14 protein-coding genes are annotated in these 16,574 nt (G+C 72.3%); 11 read left to right on the forward strand and 3 right to left on the reverse strand.

Annotation, left to right across the window (positions count from 1 at the left end; all coding sequences use genetic code 11):
• Positions 1-1,056, reverse strand: coding sequence for a TrmH family RNA methyltransferase (locus tag C6W10_RS35560; RefSeq protein ID WP_107263360.1), 1,056 nt, complete (start codon positions 1,054-1,056; stop codon positions 1-3).
• Positions 1,049-1,762: a hypothetical protein gene (locus C6W10_RS35565; RefSeq protein WP_107263361.1), complete on the reverse strand. Its 714-nt coding sequence runs from the start codon at positions 1,760-1,762 to the stop codon at positions 1,049-1,051. The genes C6W10_RS35560 and C6W10_RS35565 overlap by 8 nt, the downstream gene beginning before the upstream one ends.
• Positions 1,763-1,892: 130 nt before the next feature.
• Here C6W10_RS35565 and C6W10_RS35570 point away from each other — a divergent pair, with 130 nt between their 5' ends.
• Both C6W10_RS35570 and C6W10_RS35575 read left to right on the forward strand, forming a co-directional pair.
• Positions 1,893-2,657 (forward strand): hypothetical protein, encoded by a 765-nt coding sequence (locus C6W10_RS35570; RefSeq protein WP_107263362.1) that lies wholly within the window; start codon positions 1,893-1,895, stop codon positions 2,655-2,657.
• A 292-nt stretch (positions 2,658-2,949) separates the two neighbouring features.
• Positions 2,950-5,202 (forward strand): glycoside hydrolase family 127 protein, encoded by a 2,253-nt coding sequence (locus C6W10_RS35575; RefSeq protein WP_199853805.1) that lies wholly within the window; start codon positions 2,950-2,952, stop codon positions 5,200-5,202.
• Between the two features lie 45 nt (positions 5,203-5,247).
• Here C6W10_RS35575 and C6W10_RS35580 read toward each other — a convergent pair whose 3' ends face one another.
• Entirely contained in the window at positions 5,248-5,619 is a 372-nt protein-coding gene (locus tag C6W10_RS35580; protein WP_107263364.1) for a VOC family protein, read from the reverse strand.
• A 67-nt stretch (positions 5,620-5,686) separates the two neighbouring features.
• Here C6W10_RS35580 and C6W10_RS35585 point away from each other — a divergent pair, with 67 nt between their 5' ends.
• From C6W10_RS35585 to C6W10_RS35625, 9 genes are all read left to right on the forward strand, one after another.
• Entirely contained in the window at positions 5,687-6,478 is a 792-nt protein-coding gene (locus C6W10_RS35585) for a GntR family transcriptional regulator (RefSeq protein ID WP_107263365.1), read from the forward strand.
• A gap of 809 nt (positions 6,479-7,287) precedes the next feature.
• The gene (locus tag C6W10_RS35590) at positions 7,288-7,884 is read left to right on the forward strand and encodes a glucose-6-phosphate isomerase family protein (RefSeq protein ID WP_199853806.1); all 597 of its coding nucleotides are present in this window, start codon (positions 7,288-7,290) and stop codon (positions 7,882-7,884) included.
• A gap of 32 nt (positions 7,885-7,916) precedes the next feature.
• A complete protein-coding gene (locus C6W10_RS35595; protein ID WP_107263366.1) occupies positions 7,917-8,954 on the forward strand; it encodes an ABC transporter substrate-binding protein in 1,038 nt (345 codons plus the stop codon).
• 14 nt (positions 8,955-8,968) lie between these two features.
• Positions 8,969-10,573 carry a sugar ABC transporter ATP-binding protein gene (locus C6W10_RS35600; protein WP_107263367.1) on the forward strand — a complete coding sequence of 535 codons (1,605 nt, stop codon included), beginning with the start codon at positions 8,969-8,971 and terminating at the stop codon, positions 10,571-10,573.
• Positions 10,570-11,625, forward strand: a complete 1,056-nt coding sequence (locus C6W10_RS35605; RefSeq protein ID WP_107263368.1) for an ABC transporter permease — start codon at positions 10,570-10,572, stop codon at positions 11,623-11,625. Before C6W10_RS35600 ends, C6W10_RS35605 begins: the two co-directional genes overlap by 4 nt.
• A 7-nt stretch (positions 11,626-11,632) precedes the next feature.
• The gene (gene xylB, locus C6W10_RS35610) at positions 11,633-13,198 is read left to right on the forward strand and encodes a xylulokinase (protein ID WP_107263369.1); all 1,566 of its coding nucleotides are present in this window, start codon (positions 11,633-11,635) and stop codon (positions 13,196-13,198) included.
• Positions 13,195-14,298 (forward strand): phosphoglycerate dehydrogenase, encoded by a 1,104-nt coding sequence (locus C6W10_RS35615; RefSeq protein WP_107264550.1) that lies wholly within the window; start codon positions 13,195-13,197, stop codon positions 14,296-14,298. The genes xylB and C6W10_RS35615 overlap by 4 nt, the downstream gene beginning before the upstream one ends.
• Before the next feature lie 144 nt (positions 14,299-14,442).
• Positions 14,443-15,345: a shikimate dehydrogenase gene (locus tag C6W10_RS35620; protein WP_107263370.1), complete on the forward strand. Its 903-nt coding sequence runs from the start codon at positions 14,443-14,445 to the stop codon at positions 15,343-15,345.
• A gap of 13 nt (positions 15,346-15,358) precedes the next feature.
• On the forward strand, positions 15,359-16,330 hold the full coding sequence (locus C6W10_RS35625; protein WP_107263371.1) for a phosphotriesterase: 972 nt from the start codon (positions 15,359-15,361) through the stop codon (positions 16,328-16,330).
• Positions 16,331-16,574: the final 244 nt, after the last annotated feature.

Genomic DNA, 16,574 nt, shown 5'->3' on the forward strand with positions numbered 1-16,574 from the left:
TCAGTACGACTCCAGCTCCGCCGGACTGACCAGTTCGGCATCCGGGGAGTCGACCAGGGCGAGCGCGCTGTCGTAGCGGGGACGGTGCCGGGGTGCCGGGCCGGCGCGGCCGGGAGCACGGGTACCGAGCTGCCGGGCGACCTCGGCGAGCACGATCGCCGCGACCAGCCGGTACCGGTACGGCACGTTCACCGCCGGCAGCTCCAGCCGGGCGAACTCCACCGTCGGGCCGAGTCGCCGCCACTGTTCGGCCGGCCCGGTCGCCTCCTCGTCCGGGATCACCAGCAGGGTTTCCGGGCCGCCGGTCAGGTCGACCCGGTGCAGCGCCGGACCGCCGAGGTGCAGCCCGGCGACCACCACCCGCCGGGCCGGCAGCGGCGGCTGCGCCGACACCGGTACCACCTTCAGCGGGTTGCGGGAGCTGCGGGCGGCGGCCCGGGCCTCGGTGCGTACCGGGCGGGGCGTGCCCCACCACACCTTCGCCCGGTCGTCCAGTCCCACCGTCTGCCAGCCGAAGGCGGCGGCCGAGCGCAGCGTGCTGCCCGCCTCGACGTGGTCGCCGGGCCCGAGCAGGAGTACGGCCGGCCGGCGCGAACCGGGACGGGTGCCCCGGACGGTACGCCGGCCGGCCGCCGCCAGCAGGTAGTGCAGGGCCACCGCCGCCGCCGAGGCGACGTTCAGGGTGTTCACCCCGCGACCCGTCATCGGAATCTGTACGCAGCGGGTGGCCGCCCGCAGCACGTCCGGTCGTACGCCGAGCCGTTCGTTGCCGACCACCACCGACGGTCGCCCGGCCGGCGGCGCGGTACCGAAGACGGAGGTCGCGCCGGGTGCGTTCTCGACGGCGACGATCGGGGTCGACGCCGCCGCCAGCAGTTCGGCGCTGTCGATGATGTGCAGCGGCCCGCCGGCCCGTTCGGCGGACCAGCGCCCGGCCAGTCCCCGGCCGTCCCGGAACAGGCACGGCACCCCGAACATCGCGGCGGCGTCCCGCAGCGCGTACGCGTTGGCCGGGTTCTCCAGACCGTCGCCGACCAGCCGGGCCGGGCTATCCACGGGCGACCCGGGGCGCGGCGGCGGCTGTCCAGCGCTCCCGGCAGCGGGCCGCGAACCCGTCGGCGTAGCGCTCGTGGTCGGCGGTCCGGCGTACCCGGGCGGTCCGCCTGCCGCTGCCGTGCTGCACCAGGTGGTGGCCGATCTCGTGCAGCAGGCCGTCGAAGAGCAGGAAGTCGCGCAGCGTCGTACCGGGCCAGTCGATCCTGGTCGACGTCGCGGCGGAGTCGACCCGGGCACCGGCCCGCTCCAGTCGGGACCGGGACCGTGGCAGGAGTTGGCCGGGGACGGTCCAGGGTGGTCGCGGCTGCTCGTAGAGGATCACCACGCCCGGCACCAGTAGCGCCGCGAGGAGCGGGCCGGACCGGTCGGCGCCGACGGCGTGCCGCAGTTCGACGGCGCGCAGCCCGTACCGCAGTTCGGGGCCGAAGAAGTCCAGCAGCCGGGTGACGTCGCCGACGGTCGCCGGATGCAGGAAACCCGGCCGGGCCGGGGACTCCCGGATCGGGAGCCGGGGCGGGGGGTACGGGGTCGTCGGCCGGGCGATCGGCTCGGGCCGGTCGACCTGCTCGGGCGCGAGACGCTGCTGCTCCGCGAGGCGGGCGCGGCGGCGCAGTACCCTCGGCTCGGCCGCGCGCCGGCCCCGGGGCGCGTCGAGTCGCCGGGCGGCGCGGCTCGGGTACGGGTCGGTGTGCAGGCTGCGGCTCACGCGGTACGAGATGGGGTTCGCATCGGCCCTTGGTACCAGTGCCCGGCGGGCGGCTCCACCGGATTTCGCGCGGCTCGGGCTTGTCCCGCGCGGTCGGTACGGCATTGACCGGCCTCGCTACGCTGCGGTCATGTCGCTCGGCGTGCTCCGGGCCGCCGCCCTGGCGCTCGGCATCGTCGCCTTCCTGAGCCGGTTCGCGGTGAGCTGGTGGGTGGAACCGGTGACCGACCGGATCGACCCCGCCGGCCTCGGCCTGCTGCTCCGCCTGCTGGCGCTGTTCCTCACCCTGGTGGCGCCGCTCGTCGTCCTCATCCGGGTCGTCGCGCCGCTGCGGCGGCGGCCCGCCACCTTCCAGGTCGACGCCGCCGGCCGCCGGTTCGTCGTCGGGGGGTTTCCGCGCTTCCAGTGCGTCCTGACGATCTTCTTCCTCTGGAATGCCGCCGCAATGGTCGTGGTCGAGCGCGGACCGGCGCGGGACAGGCTCGGCTTCAACGAGTGGCCGTCCGAGAGCTACCACGGTGCGATGTTCGCCGTCCTCGTCGGGTGCGCGCTGGTCTCGCCGTTCCTCCGACGGGCAGGTCTGGTGCTGGCACCGACCGGGATCTCCGTGTCCGGGTTCCCGGGCGCGACCACCATCGACTGGGACGAGTTGGCGCCCGGTGGGCCGCCGCAGCCGGCACCGGTCAGCCCCCGCATCACGCTCTACCGCCGGGGCCGGCAACCCTGGTCGGGCCGTCCACCGGGTGTCGAGGAGCTGCCGGTCGGGCAGTTGAACGTGCAACCCGACTTCCTCGCCTCGGCGATCCGGGAGTACGTCGCACATCCGTCGTACCGGGCCGGGATCGGCACCGCAACCGAGCTGGCCCGGCTGCGCGCCGAGTGCGGCTACCGCTGATCAGGTCCGCTCCGCCCGGCCGGTGACGGTGGACAGGCAGCCGAACTGTCGGCGGTCGATCGGGCCGGGAATTTCGACAACTGTCGCAATCATGGTCGGCCATGTCTCTGGTTGAATGTTAGCGATCACATCGGCGTCGACCTGCCGAGAGGTGACGAGGCGTCACCGCGCGCCCCGGAATGTCAGGCGCCGCAACGGATCGGGAGTCAGCCAGCACGTCGGTGCCTGCCGCGCCGCGATCTGCGTCAGCGGGTGCCGGGAGACATCAGAGCCACCACCGAGGAGGTTGACAGTGGTCGCAGACCAGCACGCACTTGACCGTCGCCGTTTCCTGCGTACCGTCGGCGCGGTGACCGCCGGCACCGTCGCCGCGACCCAGCTGCCCGGCGCGGCGGCATCGGCCGCACCCGCCCAGGCGGCGCCGGCCCGCACCGCCGCCGTGCCGGACGGAGCGGCGGTGACCGCCGCGAGGTTGTCCCAGGGAGACTTCTACGACCGCAACCCGCGCTGGGTGGTGAAGCCGTTCGGGCTGGACCAGGTAGAACTGCTCGACGGTACGCTCTTCGCCGAGAAGCGGGACCGGATCCTGAACCTGCTCCGGGCGTACCCGGCCGACCGGGTGCTGCACAACTTCCGGGTCACCGCCGGGCTGCCGCTGCCGGAGGGGTCCACCCCGCCGGGCGGCTGGGACGACGCCACCGGCAACCTGCGCGGGCACTACAGCGGCCACCTGATCACCGCCTTCGCCCAGGCGTACGCCTCCACCGGCGACTCGGTCTACGGAGACAAGGTGGACTACATCGTCGCCGAGCTGGCGGCCTGCCAGGCGGCGATGGCGGCGAGCGGCAAATACAGCCACCCCGGCTTCCTGGCCGCCTATCCGGAGGACCAGTTCGTCCGGCTGGAGTCCTTCGCCACGTACCCGACGATCTGGGCGCCGTACTACACCTGCCACAAGATCATGCGAGGGCTGCTCGACGCGTATCTGCTGGCCGGGAACGCGCAGGCGCTGACCGTGGTCACCGCGATGGGCGACTGGGTGCACAGCCGGCTCTCGGTACTGCCCCGGGAGACCCTGAACCGGATGTGGGCCATCTACATCGCGGGCGAGTACGGCGGGATGAACGAGGTGATGGCCGACCTGCACGCCATCACCGGCGACCCGAAATACCTCGCCACGGCGAAGTGCTTCGACAACCGGCAGTCCCTCTTCGACGCCTGTGTGGAGGACCGGGACATCATCACCCGGCTGCACGCCAACACCCACGTACCGCAGTTCGTCGGCTACCTGCGCGTCTTCGACCAGGGCGCCGAGGAGACCTACCACGCGGCGACGGAGAACTTCTGGCACATGGTGGTGCCGCACCGGATGTACGCGCACGGCGGCACCAGCGGCACCTGGCCGGCCACCCCGGACCTGCCGGCGAACACCAACGCCGAACTGTTCCAGCCCCGGGGAAACATCGCGGGCTCGATCGCCGGGAACGGCGCCGAGACGTGTACGTCGTACAACCTGCTCAAGGTGGCCCGGAACCTCTTCTTCCACGACCCGGACCCGGCCTACATGGAGTACTACGAGCGGACGCTGCTCAACCACATCCTCGGGTCCAAGCGGGACAGCGAGTCCACCAGCACCCCGAACGTCACCTACTTCCTGCCGCTGACCCCGGGCAGCAGCCGAGGCTACGGCAACACCGGCACCTGCTGCGGCGGCTCCGGCCTGGAGAACCACACCAAATATCAGGAGTCCGTCTACTTCCGGTCGGCGGACAACTCGACGCTCTACGTCAACCTCTACGTCGGGTCGGTGCTGACCTGGGAGGCGAACGGGTTCATCATCCGGCAGGAGACCGACTATCCGCGCAGCGAGCAGGCCAAGCTGACGGTGCAGGGCCGGGGACGGCTGGACATCCGGCTCCGGGTGCCGGGCTGGGCCGAGGGCTTCTCCGTCAAGATCAACGGGGTGGCCCGGAAGGGGAAGGTGACCCCGGGCAGCTACCTGAGCATCCAGCGGAACTGGAAGCCCGGCGACACCATCGAGGTGACGATCCCGTTCGTACTCCGGCTGGAGAAGGCGCTCGACGACCGGGACGTACAGGCGATCTTCAACGGCCCGGTGCTGCTGCCGGCGCTCGGCACCGGCAGCAGCTTCAAGGAGTTCTCGCTCTACCGGCACTTCACCCTGGCCGGTGACCTCTCCCGGGCGGTCGTACCGGCCGGCGACGGCACCTTCACCACCAACGAGCACACGCTGCGGCCGCTCTATGTCGGCGACACCCAGGCACAGCACGTCTATTTCCGGCGCTCCGAGCCGGCGATCGTCTTCGGCTCGCACGACTCCGGGGTCCCGAACCGGGAGCGGCCGGACGGCACGTCGTTCCTCGACGAGGTCTGGGCGGCGGCACCCTTCAAGAACCACAGCCAGTTCATGACGAAGGTCTCCCGCACCTCCACCGAGTGGGTGCAGGCCGGGTTGATCACCCGGGACGAACGCTGGGACATCATCACCGCCGCCGGCAACGCGGAGGACGAGCTGGGCTCCTGACGGGTACCCATGACCTGACGCCACGCCGGAGGTGTGGCGTCAGGTCTAACCGTTCGGACGCGACTCGATCGCCTGCAAGGACCAGCGGTTGCCGTCCGGGTCGCGGAAGTAGACGAAGCTTCCCCACGGCTGTGCGTCGACGTCGCTCGCCTCGACGCCCGCCTCGACCAACTGCCGGCGCGCCGCCTCGGCGTCGGCCACCACGACCTGGATCTCCTGCGTGCCGGGCGTCTTGTCGGTGATGCCGTCGCCGATCACGATCGAGCAGGCCGAGCCGGGCGGGGTCAACTGCACGAACCGTAGACCCTCGTGCACTCTGTGGTCGTGGTCGGCGTTGAATCCCACCTTCTCGTAGAAGGTCTTGGCGCGGTCGACGTCGGTCACCGGCACGGGAATGAGTTCGATCTTCCAGTCCATCGGGCCAGCGTAGGGCGCGGGTATGACACACCGCCGCCCCGATCGTCGCCTGTTATCCTCTCATGACATGCAGGCAGGGGACCGGATCGACCGCGGCTCGCCGCTGCCGATGTATTACCAGCTCAAACAGTTGATCGTCCGGGACATCGAGCGTCGCCGCCTTCAGCCCGGCGACCGCCTGCTCGGCGACCACGAGCTGTGCGCCAGATACGACGTCTCGCGTACCGTCGTCCGGCAGGCGCTGACCGACCTGGAGAACGAGGGCGTCATCGAGCGGGTCAAGGGCCGGGGCACCTTCGTCGCGCACCCGAAGACCGCCGAGGGGCTGGTGCAGTCGCTCACCGGGCTCTTCGAGGACGTCGCCGCCCGGGGCGGTCACCTGCGCAGCGAGGTACGCCGGGTCGAGGTGCTGCCGGCGGACGCCGCCGTCGCCGCCGACCTGGAGATCGATCCCGGCGAGTCGGTGATCCACCTGGAGCGGTTGCGCTTCGTCGACGACGAGCCGTGGGTCTGGACCGTCACGCACCTGCCGGCTGATCTGGCTCCCGGGCTGGTCGACGAGGATCTGACCGACCGGTCGCTCTATCAGGTGTTGGAGTCGTCCTACGGGGTGCGGCTGGTCCGGGGGGTGCGCTCGGTCGAGGCGGCGGTGGCCAGCGCCGCCCAGGCGAGACTGCTCGGCATCCGGCGCGGCGATCCGGTGCTGGCGCTGCGCAGCATCAGCATCGGGGAGTCCGGCCGCCCGGTGGAGAGCTTCCTCGCCCTGCACCGGGGCGACCGCAGCCGGTTCCAGGTCGAGCTGACCCGCTCCACGGCCGGCGGCCGGCCCGGCACTCCACTCCTACTCGTGAAAGCCTGACACGCCCCCACTCGGCACCTCCCCTCGCCTCCGTCCCTGCACCCGGCCCCGGGCCCCTTGGGTCTGCCTCGGCGTCCGACACCGCGGTCGGGCGGTCGGGCGCGCAAGATTCTTGCCGATTTCTGGTTCGCTGCGCGCCCTTTCTTGCCAAGAATCCCGGCTGCCAGCGCCCTCGCCACCCGCGACGGGCGCGAGCGGGGGCGGGGGCGGCGAGCAGGGGTTGTCTGATCGCGAGCCTGTCGAGCTGCCCCGTCTGTGCGCCCACGAACCGCTGCCGGGCTCCAAGCCAGCACGGAGGGCGAGGGCGGCCCGTCCGAACCGGTCCCGATCGCGAGACGGACGGCACTGTCCGCCGGTCACAGTCGAGGGGCGGAGGGCACTGTCCGCCGGTCACAGTCGAGGGGCGGAGGGCACTGTCCGCCGGTCACAGTCGAGGGGCGGAGGCCACTGTCCGCCGGTCACAGTCGCGGGGCGGACGGCAGGTCCGCCGGCTCGGTCGAGACGGCCAAACTCCGCAGGCCACCTCCGCTGGTCTCGGATCCGCGAAGGCCATCATCCGCCGGCTGGTGATCGGCTGTTTCGCTGAGCGGCTGTCCGGAACGTCCCGCCCCGTTTGTGCACCCATGTCGACAGTGTGCGCGACAGGGGATAGCCCCGGTCAGCGGCTCGGCCTCTGGGACGGTGCATCCTTCGCTGATCTCTGCTGGAACCCTTGACATCCTGTAATGACAGGACGACAGTAACCCGAAACACGGCCGACACTGGACCGAGATGGGGACCGGAACGGAACCCGAAGAACGGGAGACGACGTGACCACCAGCGCCACCCCGCCGATCCAGCCCTTCGCGATCAGCTTCGGCGCCGACAACGCCACGCTGGAGCCGCAGGGCCAGGTCCTGACCCGGCGGATGTCCGACCTCGAAGGGCTCTTCGCCGACGGCGATGCCTGGGCGCGGGCGGTCGCCGACGGCGATCCGGTGGTCTACACGGTCGTCTCCTCACCCGTTCCCGAGGTCCCCCGGGAACTGCCGCAGTCGATCACGACGATCCAGCCGGGCGTCACCGGCGGCGAGTTCTGGATGACCAAGGGGCACCAGCACCCCGACCCGCAGGGCGAGATCTACCTCGGCCTGGCCGGGCACGGCGGTCTGCTGCTCTTCGACGGCGAGCGGGCCGAGTGGCTGGAGATGCGCCCGGGAACCATCGGCTACATCCCGCCCGGCTGGGCGCACCGCAGCGTCAACGTCGGCGACGAGCCGTACCGCTTCCTCGCCGTCTATCCGGGCAGCGCCGGGCACGACTACGGCTGGGTGCTCGAGCACGGCATGGGCCTGCGCGCCCGGCGCGTCGGGGACCCCGGTCGCCTCGACCTCGTCCCGTTCGGTGCACCGGCCGGCAAGCCCTGAACCAGCGCCAGCTTCCACGGATAGGAGACCAGATGGCAACGAAGAGCGTCTCACTCGGCGCGGCCGGGCTCGCCGCGGTCGTCACCCTGGCCGTCGGCGTCGTCGCCGGCCGGGCCTTCGGCGGCGGCTCGGACGACGACGGCGGTGGCGGGAACGCCGGTACGGCGGCGATCGCCGGTACGAAGATCGACGTCATCGTCAAGGCCACCGAGAGCGAGTTCTGGCAGTCGATGCTGGCCGGCGCGAAGAAGGCCGGCAGCGACCTCGGCGTTGAACTCGACCTGTTCGGCCCGACCTCCGAGGCGGACATCGAACCGCAGGTACGCCTGGTCGAGGATGCCATCTCGCGCGGCGCCAAGGCGATCGTGCTGGCCCCGAACTCCTCCACCGCGCTCAACGGCGTGATCGACCGGGCCCGGTCGGGCGGGATCAAAGTGATCGTCGTCGACAACGCGGTGCAGACCAAGGCCGACGGCTTCATCGGTACCGACAACGTCAAGGCCGGCGCCCAGGCGGGGCAGCGGCTCTGTGAGCTGATCACCGAGGCCGGCAAGCCGAACGGCAAGGTGCTGCACGAGTCGGCCGTCTCCGGCGTACAGGTGCTGATCGACCGGTTCGAGGGGTTCAAGCAGGGGCTCGCCGAGAAGTGCCCGCAGGCGACGATCGTGCAGACCCTGGTCAACGACAACGACCTGAACAAGGCGGTCGGCCAGGTCAACGACGCGCTGACCCGGGTGCCGGACCTGGCCGGGATCTTCGCCGACAACAACACCTCCGGCGTCGGCACCGCCAAGGCGGTGCAGGAGAAGGGTGCCGCCGACCGGGTCGCGGTGGTGGCGTTCGACTCCGACCCGGCCGAGGTGGAAGCGGTACGGTCCGGCGGGATCGACGCGATCGTCGTACAGAACCCGTTCTTCTTCGGCTACCAGGGCGTGGTCGAGGCGGCGATGGCGGTCGCCGGCAGCAACGCCCCGCAGCGGCTGGACCCGGGCGCCGTACTCGTGGACAGGTCCAACGTGGACGCCGAGGACCTCAAGGCGCTGCTCAACCCGCCTAAGACCAAGGGCTGAGCGTGGGAGGTGTGATGACCGAGCACCAGCCGGTGGTACGGCTGCGCGGAGTCACCAAGACGTACGGGCCGGTGACGGCGCTCGGCGACGTCGACCTGGAGCTGCTCCCCGGCGAGGTGCACTGCCTCGCCGGGGAGAACGGGGCCGGCAAGTCCACCCTGATCAAGGTGCTGACCGGCGCGGTCGCCCGGGACCGGGGCGAGTACTCGGTCGACGGGGTGCCGCTCGGGCCGCGCCCGTCCCCGGGGCAGACCCGGGACGCCGGGATCGGGGTGGTCTACCAGGAGCTGAGCCTGCTGCCCGACCTCAGCGTGCTGGACAACCTCACCATGGGCCGCTTCCCGCGCCGGTTCCTCGGCATCGTGGACCGGGCGGCGCAGCGGCGTACCGCGCTGGACCACCTGGACCGGGTCGGCCTGGCCGATCTCGACCTGGACCAGCCGGTACGCGCGCTGCCGACCGCCACCCGCCAGCTCGTCGAGATCGCCCGCGTCCTCGGTACCCGGGCCAAGCTGGTGATCTTCGACGAGCCGACCACCGCACTCTCGGAACGGGAGGCGGCGGCCCTGCTGGAGCGGGTCACCGCGCTGCGCGACGCCGGGCACACCGTGCTCTACGTGACGCACCGCCTCGAAGAGATGTTCGCGGTCGGGGACCGGGTCACCGTGCTGCGCGACGGCCGGGTGGTGGCGACCCGGCCGGTCGCCGACTACGACCACGACTCGCTGATCCAGGCGATGGTCGGCCGCCCGGTGCAGAACCTCTATCCCGGCGAGCGGCACGAGATCGGCCCGCCCCGGCTGGAGGTACGCGACCTGCGCATCCCCGGCTTCGCCGCCCCCGTCGAGCTGACCGTGCACCGGGGCGAGATCGTCGGGCTGGCCGGGCTGCTCGGCGCCGGACGTTCCGAGATCGTCCGGGCGGTCTTCGGCGCCGACCCGGTCGACGGCGGCGAGGTGCGGGTCGACGGTACGCCGATCCCCGCCGGCTCGCCCCGGGCGGCGGCCCGGCACGGCGTCGCGCTGCTCACCGAGGACCGCAAGGAGTCCGGGCTGCTGCTGGAACTCTCCATCGAGGCGAACGTCTCGATCGCCAGCCTCGGCCGGGTCGCCAGCGGCCCGGTACTGCGCGGCGGCCGGGAACGCCGGCACGTCCGGCAGGCGGTCGAGGGGCTGCGGCTGAAGTACGGCTCCTTCGACGACCCGGTCACCTCGCTCTCCGGCGGCAACCAGCAGAAGGTACTGCTGGCCCGCTGGCTCGGCACCGGCGCCAAGGTGCTGCTGCTGGACGAGCCGACCAAGGGCGTCGACGTCGGCGCCAAGGCCGACATCTACCAGGCGATCGCCGAGATGGCCCGGACCGGGATCGCCGTACTGGTGGTCTCGTCGTACCTTCCCGAGCTGCTCGGGCTCTGCGACCGGATCGTCGTGGTACGCGAGCGCCGGATCGTCGGCGAGCTGCCGGCGGCCGAGGCGACCGAGGAGGGCATCCTCCGGCTCACCAGCCCGCCGACCTCCGCCGCCGACCTGTCGACCCCGAAGACCCCGACGGCGCCGACGGCGCCGACCTCGTCACCGCAAGCCTCCGTGCCGCCCCGACCCCCGCTGGAGTCCCGATGACCACCCGCGACAGCAAAGTAGCCGAGGCCGCCACACCGGACTCCGCGCCCGAGACGGCGGCCGGGAAGGGCACGACGGCCGAGCCGGAGGTACTCGGGCTGGGCAGCCTGCTCGGCCGGGGCTTCGGCGGGCTGCCGGTGCTCGTACTCCTGGTCCTGGGGTTGAGCCTGGCCACCGACACCTTCCTGACCGGCACCAACCTGGACAACCTCGGACGCCAGGTCTCGATCTACGCGATCATCGCGATCGGGCAGCTCCTGGTGATCCTCACCGCCGGCATCGACCTCTCGGTCGGCTCGGTGGTGGGCCTTTCCGGAGTGATCGCCGCGAAGGCGGTCTTCGACACCGCCGGCAGCGGATCGGTGCTGCTCGCCGTCGTGCTCGCGCTGCTCGCCGGTGCGGCGGTCGGCCTGGTCAACGGCGTGCTGGTGGCGATCCTCAAGATGCCGCCGTTCATCGTCACCCTCGGCACCCTGGGCATGGCCCGGGGGATCACCCTGCTCTACACCGACGGCCGGACCATCCAGCCGCTGCCGCGCTCCTTCACCTCGATCGCCGGCGGCGAGTTCCTCGGCGTCGCCAACCTGATCTGGCTGACCGTGCTGATCGCGCTGCTGGTCGGCTTCGGGCTGCGACGCACGGTCTGGGGCCGCTACATCTACGCGGTCGGCTCCAACCCGGAGTCGGCCCGGCTCACCGGGGTACCGGTCCGGGCGGTGCTGCTCAGCGTCTACGCGCTGGCCGGTACGTTGGCCGCGCTCGGCGGCATCCTGCTCGCCTCCCGGCTCGGCAACGGGGTGCCGACCGCCGGCACCGGCTACGAACTCCAGGCCATCGCCGCCTGCGTGATCGGCGGGGCGAGCCTCTTCGGCGCCCGGGGCTCGGCGCTCGGCGCCCTGGTCGGAGCGCTGATCGTCGGGCTGCTCAACAACGGCGGCACGCTGCTCGGCATCGACCCGTTCTGGTTGCAGGTGGCGATCGGAGCGTTGATCCTGGTGGCGGTGGGGGTCGACCAGTTGCAGGGCCGGCGGCGCGTGCGTCGGGGAGCGTGAGCGGGCGATGCTGATCGCGCACGACCTCGGTACCACCGGCGACAAGGCGTCGCTGCACACCTACACCGGCGCGCTGGTCGGCGCGGTGACGGTGACCTATCCGACCCGGTACGCCCCCGGCGGCGTCGCCGAACAGGATCCGGCGCACTGGTGGCGCGCGCTCGCCGACGCGACCCGGCAACTGCTGGCCCGGCACGACGTCGACCCGGCCGAGGTCCGGGGGCTGGCGATCTCGGGGCAGATGATGGGGGCGGTGCTGCTCGACGCGGCGTACCGGCCGGTGCGGCCGTCGATCATCTGGGCGGACACGCGGAGTGGGTCGCAGTGTGCCGAGCTGGTGGAGCGGATCGGGGCGGAGCGGGCGTACAGGCTGCTGGGGCACCGGCTGAACCCGACGTACTCGTTGACCAAGGTGATGTGGGTGCGTGACCACGAGCCGGAGGTGTTCGGGCGGGTCCGGCACGTCTGCCTCGCCAAGGACTATGCCGTCTACCGGCTGACCGGGCGACTCGCCACCGACCCGTCCGACGCCTCGTCCACGAACGCGTACGACCAGGAGCGGGGGACCTGGTCGGACGTGCTGCTCGGCGCGGCCGGGCTCGATCCGGCGCTGCTGCCGGAGATCGTCCCCGCCACCGCCGTGGTGGGCACCGTGACCTCGGCGGCGGCGGAGGCGACCGGGCTGCGGGCCGGTACCCCGGTGCTGATGGGCGGCGGGGACGGCCCACTGGCGGCGGTCGGCGCCGGAGTCGTCTCCCCGGCCGACGGCGCGTACTGCTATCTCGGCTCGTCGTCCTGGATCTCGCTGGCCGCGCCGCGCCCGCTGCACGATCCGGCGATGCGGACGATGACCTTCGACCACGTGGTACCCGGGCACTACGTGCCGACCGCCACCATGCAGGCCGGTGGGGCATCGCTGGAGTGGATCGCCGACCTGCTGGAGCCGGCCGGTGACGGGGACCGGTTCGACCGGCTCGTCGAGGCGGCCGACACCGCCACGGCGGCCGGCGACGGGCTCTACTTCCTGCCGCACCTGCTCGGCGAACGGTCCCCGTACTGGGATCCGGAGGCGGCCGGGGCGTTCGTCGGGCTCCGCCGGCACCACGACCGCCCGCACCTGGTCCGGGCGGTGTTGGAGGGGGTGGCGTTCAACCTGCTCACCTGCGTCGACGCGTTCCGCGAGCAGGGGATGCCGGTGGATCGGGTGGACGCGATCGGCGGCGGGGCGGCCAGCGACGCGTGGCTGCGGATCCTCGCCGACGTCTGGGGCGCCACGGTCCGGCGACGTTCCATAGTGGAGGAGGCGAACAGCCTCGGCGCGGCGGTGACGGCGGCGGTCGGGCTCGGCCTGGTCGACGACTTCGGCGCCGCCCGGGAACTCTCCGAGGTCACCGCCGAGTTCACGCCCGATCCGGGGCGACACGCCGACTACCGGCGACGGCACGCGATCTTCCTGGACGCGTACCGGCGGTTGGCGCCGTGGAACGCGACCCGGGGCGACAAGCCGGCGGGCGGCGGGTCGGGAAGTGGCGGGTCGGGAAGTGGCGAGTCGGCGGGCGGCGGGTCGGCATGAGCGGGCGGCGGAACGTGCTGGTCACCTCGCGGTCGTTCTCGTCCGGCTCCCGGGACCTGCTCGGCGAGCTGCGCGCCGCCGGCCTCACGGTGGTACGCGGCCCGACCGACCACCGGCTCCACGAGCTGCGGCCCCTGCTGGCCGACGCTGTCGGCTGGATCGCCGGCACCGCGCCGGTGACCGAGGACCATCTCGCCGCCGCCCCGCAGCTCGCGGTGCTGGCCCGGCACGGCGTCGGGGTCGACGCGGTGGACCTGACCTCGGCGGCGGCACGTGGCATCGTGGTGACCAACACCCCGGGGGCGAACACCGAGGCGGTCGCCGACCTGACCGTCGGACTGCTCCTCGCCGTGCTGCGCGGCATCCCGGCCGGGGACCGCCGGGTCCGGGCGGGGGAGTGGAGCGTCTCCCGGGGGCGGGAACTCGGCTCGTCAACGGTCGGACTCGTCGGGTACGGCCGGATCGGGCGGGCGGTGGCGGAGCGGCTGCGCGGGTTCGGTGCCACGCTGCTGGCGTACGACCCGATGTTGGACGCGGCGGCGATCCGGGCGGCGGGTGCCGAACCGGCGGACCTGGCCGACCTGCCCCGCCGCTGCACGGCCGTCTCGCTGCACGCCCCCGGCGGCGGCCGGCCGCTGGTCGACGCCGAGTGGCTGGCCGGGGCCCGGGACGGGCTGCTCCTGGTCAACACCGCCCGCGCCGACCTGGTCGACGAGCCGGCCCTCGCCGAGGCGCTGCGTGCCGGCACGATTGCCGGGTATGCCGCCGACACCCTCGACACCGAATCGACGGGTGCCGGTTCGCCGCTGCTCGCCGAGGATCTGGCCGACCGGGTCGTCCTGACCCCGCACCTCGGGGCGCAGACCGTGGAGGCGATCGACCGGATGGGCTCGCTCGCCGTGGCCGACCTGCTGGCGGTGCTCGGCGGCGATACTCCGAAGCATCCCGTCCGGACGGCCGGCGGGCCGGGCTCAGCCTCGGCCTCAGCCTCGGGCTCCGGCTCAGCCTCGGGCTCCGGCTCAGCCTCGGGCTCCGGCTCAGCCTCCGGCTCCGGCTCCGGCTCCGGCTCAGCCTCGGGCTCGGGCTCGGCCTCGGGGTGAGCGGCCGGGAGACTGACGGGCGGGGCGAGGGCACGGGCAAGGGCAAGGGCAAGGGCAAGAGGGGGATCAGCGGTGGACGCGGCGAGGATTGACGACGGCGGACGCAGCGGATCGGCTGACGGGGGGTCGGACGGAGCCGGCTACATGGGTTTCGTCGGGGTGACCACCGGCGGCTCGTCGATCAACCGGGTCTTTCCGAGGTGGGCCGAGATCCTCGGCCTGCCGACCGACCGGCTGGTCGGGCACGACCTGCCGCTGGACGCCGACGACGCGCAATACCGTGACCTGGTCAAGCGGATCCGGGACGATCCGGCGCACCTGGGCGCGCTGGTCACCACCCACAAGCTCCGGCTCTATCAGGCGGCGCACGACCTCTTCGACGAGGTGGACGACTTCGCGCAGCTCTGCGGCGAGATCTCCAGCATCGCGAAGCGGGACGGCCGGCTGCGCGGCGGCGCCAAGGACCCCATAACCGCCGGGCTCGCCGTGCGGGACTTCCTGCCGGACGATCATTTCGGGGCGACCGGGGCCGAGGTGCTCTGTCTGGGCGCGGGCGGCGCCGGGACGGCGCTGGTCTGGTACCTCGGCCAGCGCACCGACCGGCCGCGCCGGATCGTCTGCACCGACACCGACCCGAGCCGGCTCGCCCACCTGCGCGACGTCGTCGAGCGGGGCGGCCTGCCGGCCGACCTCGTCGGGTACCGGCTCGTTGCCGATCCCGGCGACGTCGGCGCGCTGCTCGACGCGCTGCCGGACGGCAGCCTGGTGGTCAACGCGACCGGCCTCGGCAAAGACCGGCCTGGGACGCCGCTGCCGCGCGGGGTTCGGTTGCCCCGGGACGGCTACGCCTGGGACTTCAACTATCGGGGGAGCCTGGAGTTCCTGCACCAGGCTGCTGAGCAGCAGGACGAGCGCGGGCTGACCGTGGTCGACGGCTGGCGGTACTTCATCCACGGCTGGAGCCAGGCGATCGCCGAGATCTTCGACGTACCCGTGGATCCCGCGACGGTGCGGAGGCTGTCGGCGGCGGCCGAGGCGGTGCGGTGATCGGGGTCAGCTCGTGAGTTTCGTCCGGACCGTGCTCGGCGACGTGCCGCCGGAGTCGCTCGGCCCGACCGACTATCACGAACACCTGTTCCAGGTCACTCCGCTGCTGCCCGGTGACGAGCTGGACGATGAGGCGGCCAGCCGGACGGAGACCGGGTTGCTGTTCGCCGCCGGCATCACCGCGATGGTCGAGGCGACGCCGATCGGGCTGGGTCGGGATCCGGCGGCGGTGGCCAGGATCAGTGCCGCGACCGGGATGCGGGTGGTGGCGACGACGGGCGCGCACCGGGAGGCGCACTACGGGCCGGACCATCCGCTGGTCACCGCTTCGGAGTCGGACCTCGCCGCGCGATTCCGGGCGGACCTCGTCGACGGCTGCCCGGCCCGGGACATCGAATCAGCTTCTTCGGGTACGGCGGTTGCGCTGGATCCGGAGGGGCGGCCGGTGCGGGCCGGGCTGCTCAAGGCGGGAATCGGGTACTGGTCGATCAGCCCGTTCGAGCGGCGGGTGCTCGGGGCGGTGGCTGCGGCGCACCGCGCGACGGGTGCTGCGGTGATGGTGCACCTGGAGCACGGGAGTGCTGGTCACGAGGTGCTCGACCTGCTGGGGGCGAATGGTGTCGAGGCGGGGCGGGTGGTGTTGGCGCACGCGGATCGGAACCCGGACCCGGGGCTGCACGTGGAACTCGCCCAGCGGGGCGCGTACCTCGGCTACGACGGGATGGCCCGGCACCGGGAGCAGCCGGACAGTGCTCTGATCGAGTTGATCGCGGCGGTGTGCGGGGAGGGGATGGCCGGTCACCTGCTGCTCGGCGGCGACGTGGCGCGGCGCAGCCGGTATGTCGGGTACGGCGGGATGCCGGGGATGGCGTACCTGCCGAATAGGTTCCTGCCCCGGCTGCGTACGCAACTCGGCTCGGAGGTCGTACGCCGGATCATGGTCGACGCGCCAGCAGGGGCGCTGGCCTGGGGTATCGCCGGCTGACCGTCGCGCGCAAGCCAACCTGGACCATTACGTGGCGGTCCTGCGGCGGGTCTACGTGGACTGTATGGACGGCGAGGAAGGGAAGATCGTCAACGGTAAGCCGGGCTGATAGCGCTCATCACGCAGCAAATTACCTCGACGCCGATGTCTTCGGCAGGATGCTGCCAGTTGACGTATCGGCGACTTGGACAGATGGTAGGCCATGGTTACCTCGCCCGAGGTTGACGGACTAGCCGTGAGGGCG

The sequence above is a fragment of the Plantactinospora sp. BB1 genome, from assembly GCF_003030385.1.
In the GTDB taxonomy this organism is placed as follows: Bacteria; Actinomycetota; Actinomycetes; order Mycobacteriales; family Micromonosporaceae; genus Plantactinospora.

What these genes read in the sequence shown, in the direction of transcription:
- C6W10_RS35570 (WP_107263362.1), top strand. Translation starts at nt 1,893, where the DNA reads ATGTCGCTCGGCGTGCTCCGGGCCGCCGCCCTGGCGCTCGGCATCGTC.
- C6W10_RS35580 (WP_107263364.1), bottom strand. Translation starts at nt 5,619, where the DNA reads ATGGACTGGAAGATCGAACTCATTCCCGTGCCGGTGACCGACGTCGAC.
- C6W10_RS35585 (WP_107263365.1), top strand. Translation starts at nt 5,687, where the DNA reads ATGCAGGCAGGGGACCGGATCGACCGCGGCTCGCCGCTGCCGATGTAT.
- C6W10_RS35595 (WP_107263366.1), top strand. Translation starts at nt 7,917, where the DNA reads ATGGCAACGAAGAGCGTCTCACTCGGCGCGGCCGGGCTCGCCGCGGTC.
- C6W10_RS35600 (WP_107263367.1), top strand. Translation starts at nt 8,969, where the DNA reads ATGACCGAGCACCAGCCGGTGGTACGGCTGCGCGGAGTCACCAAGACG.
- C6W10_RS35605 (WP_107263368.1), top strand. Translation starts at nt 10,570, where the DNA reads ATGACCACCCGCGACAGCAAAGTAGCCGAGGCCGCCACACCGGACTCC.
- xylB (WP_107263369.1), top strand. Translation starts at nt 11,633, where the DNA reads ATGCTGATCGCGCACGACCTCGGTACCACCGGCGACAAGGCGTCGCTG.
- C6W10_RS35615 (WP_107264550.1), top strand. Translation starts at nt 13,195, where the DNA reads ATGAGCGGGCGGCGGAACGTGCTGGTCACCTCGCGGTCGTTCTCGTCC.
- C6W10_RS35620 (WP_107263370.1), top strand. Translation starts at nt 14,443, where the DNA reads ATGGGTTTCGTCGGGGTGACCACCGGCGGCTCGTCGATCAACCGGGTC.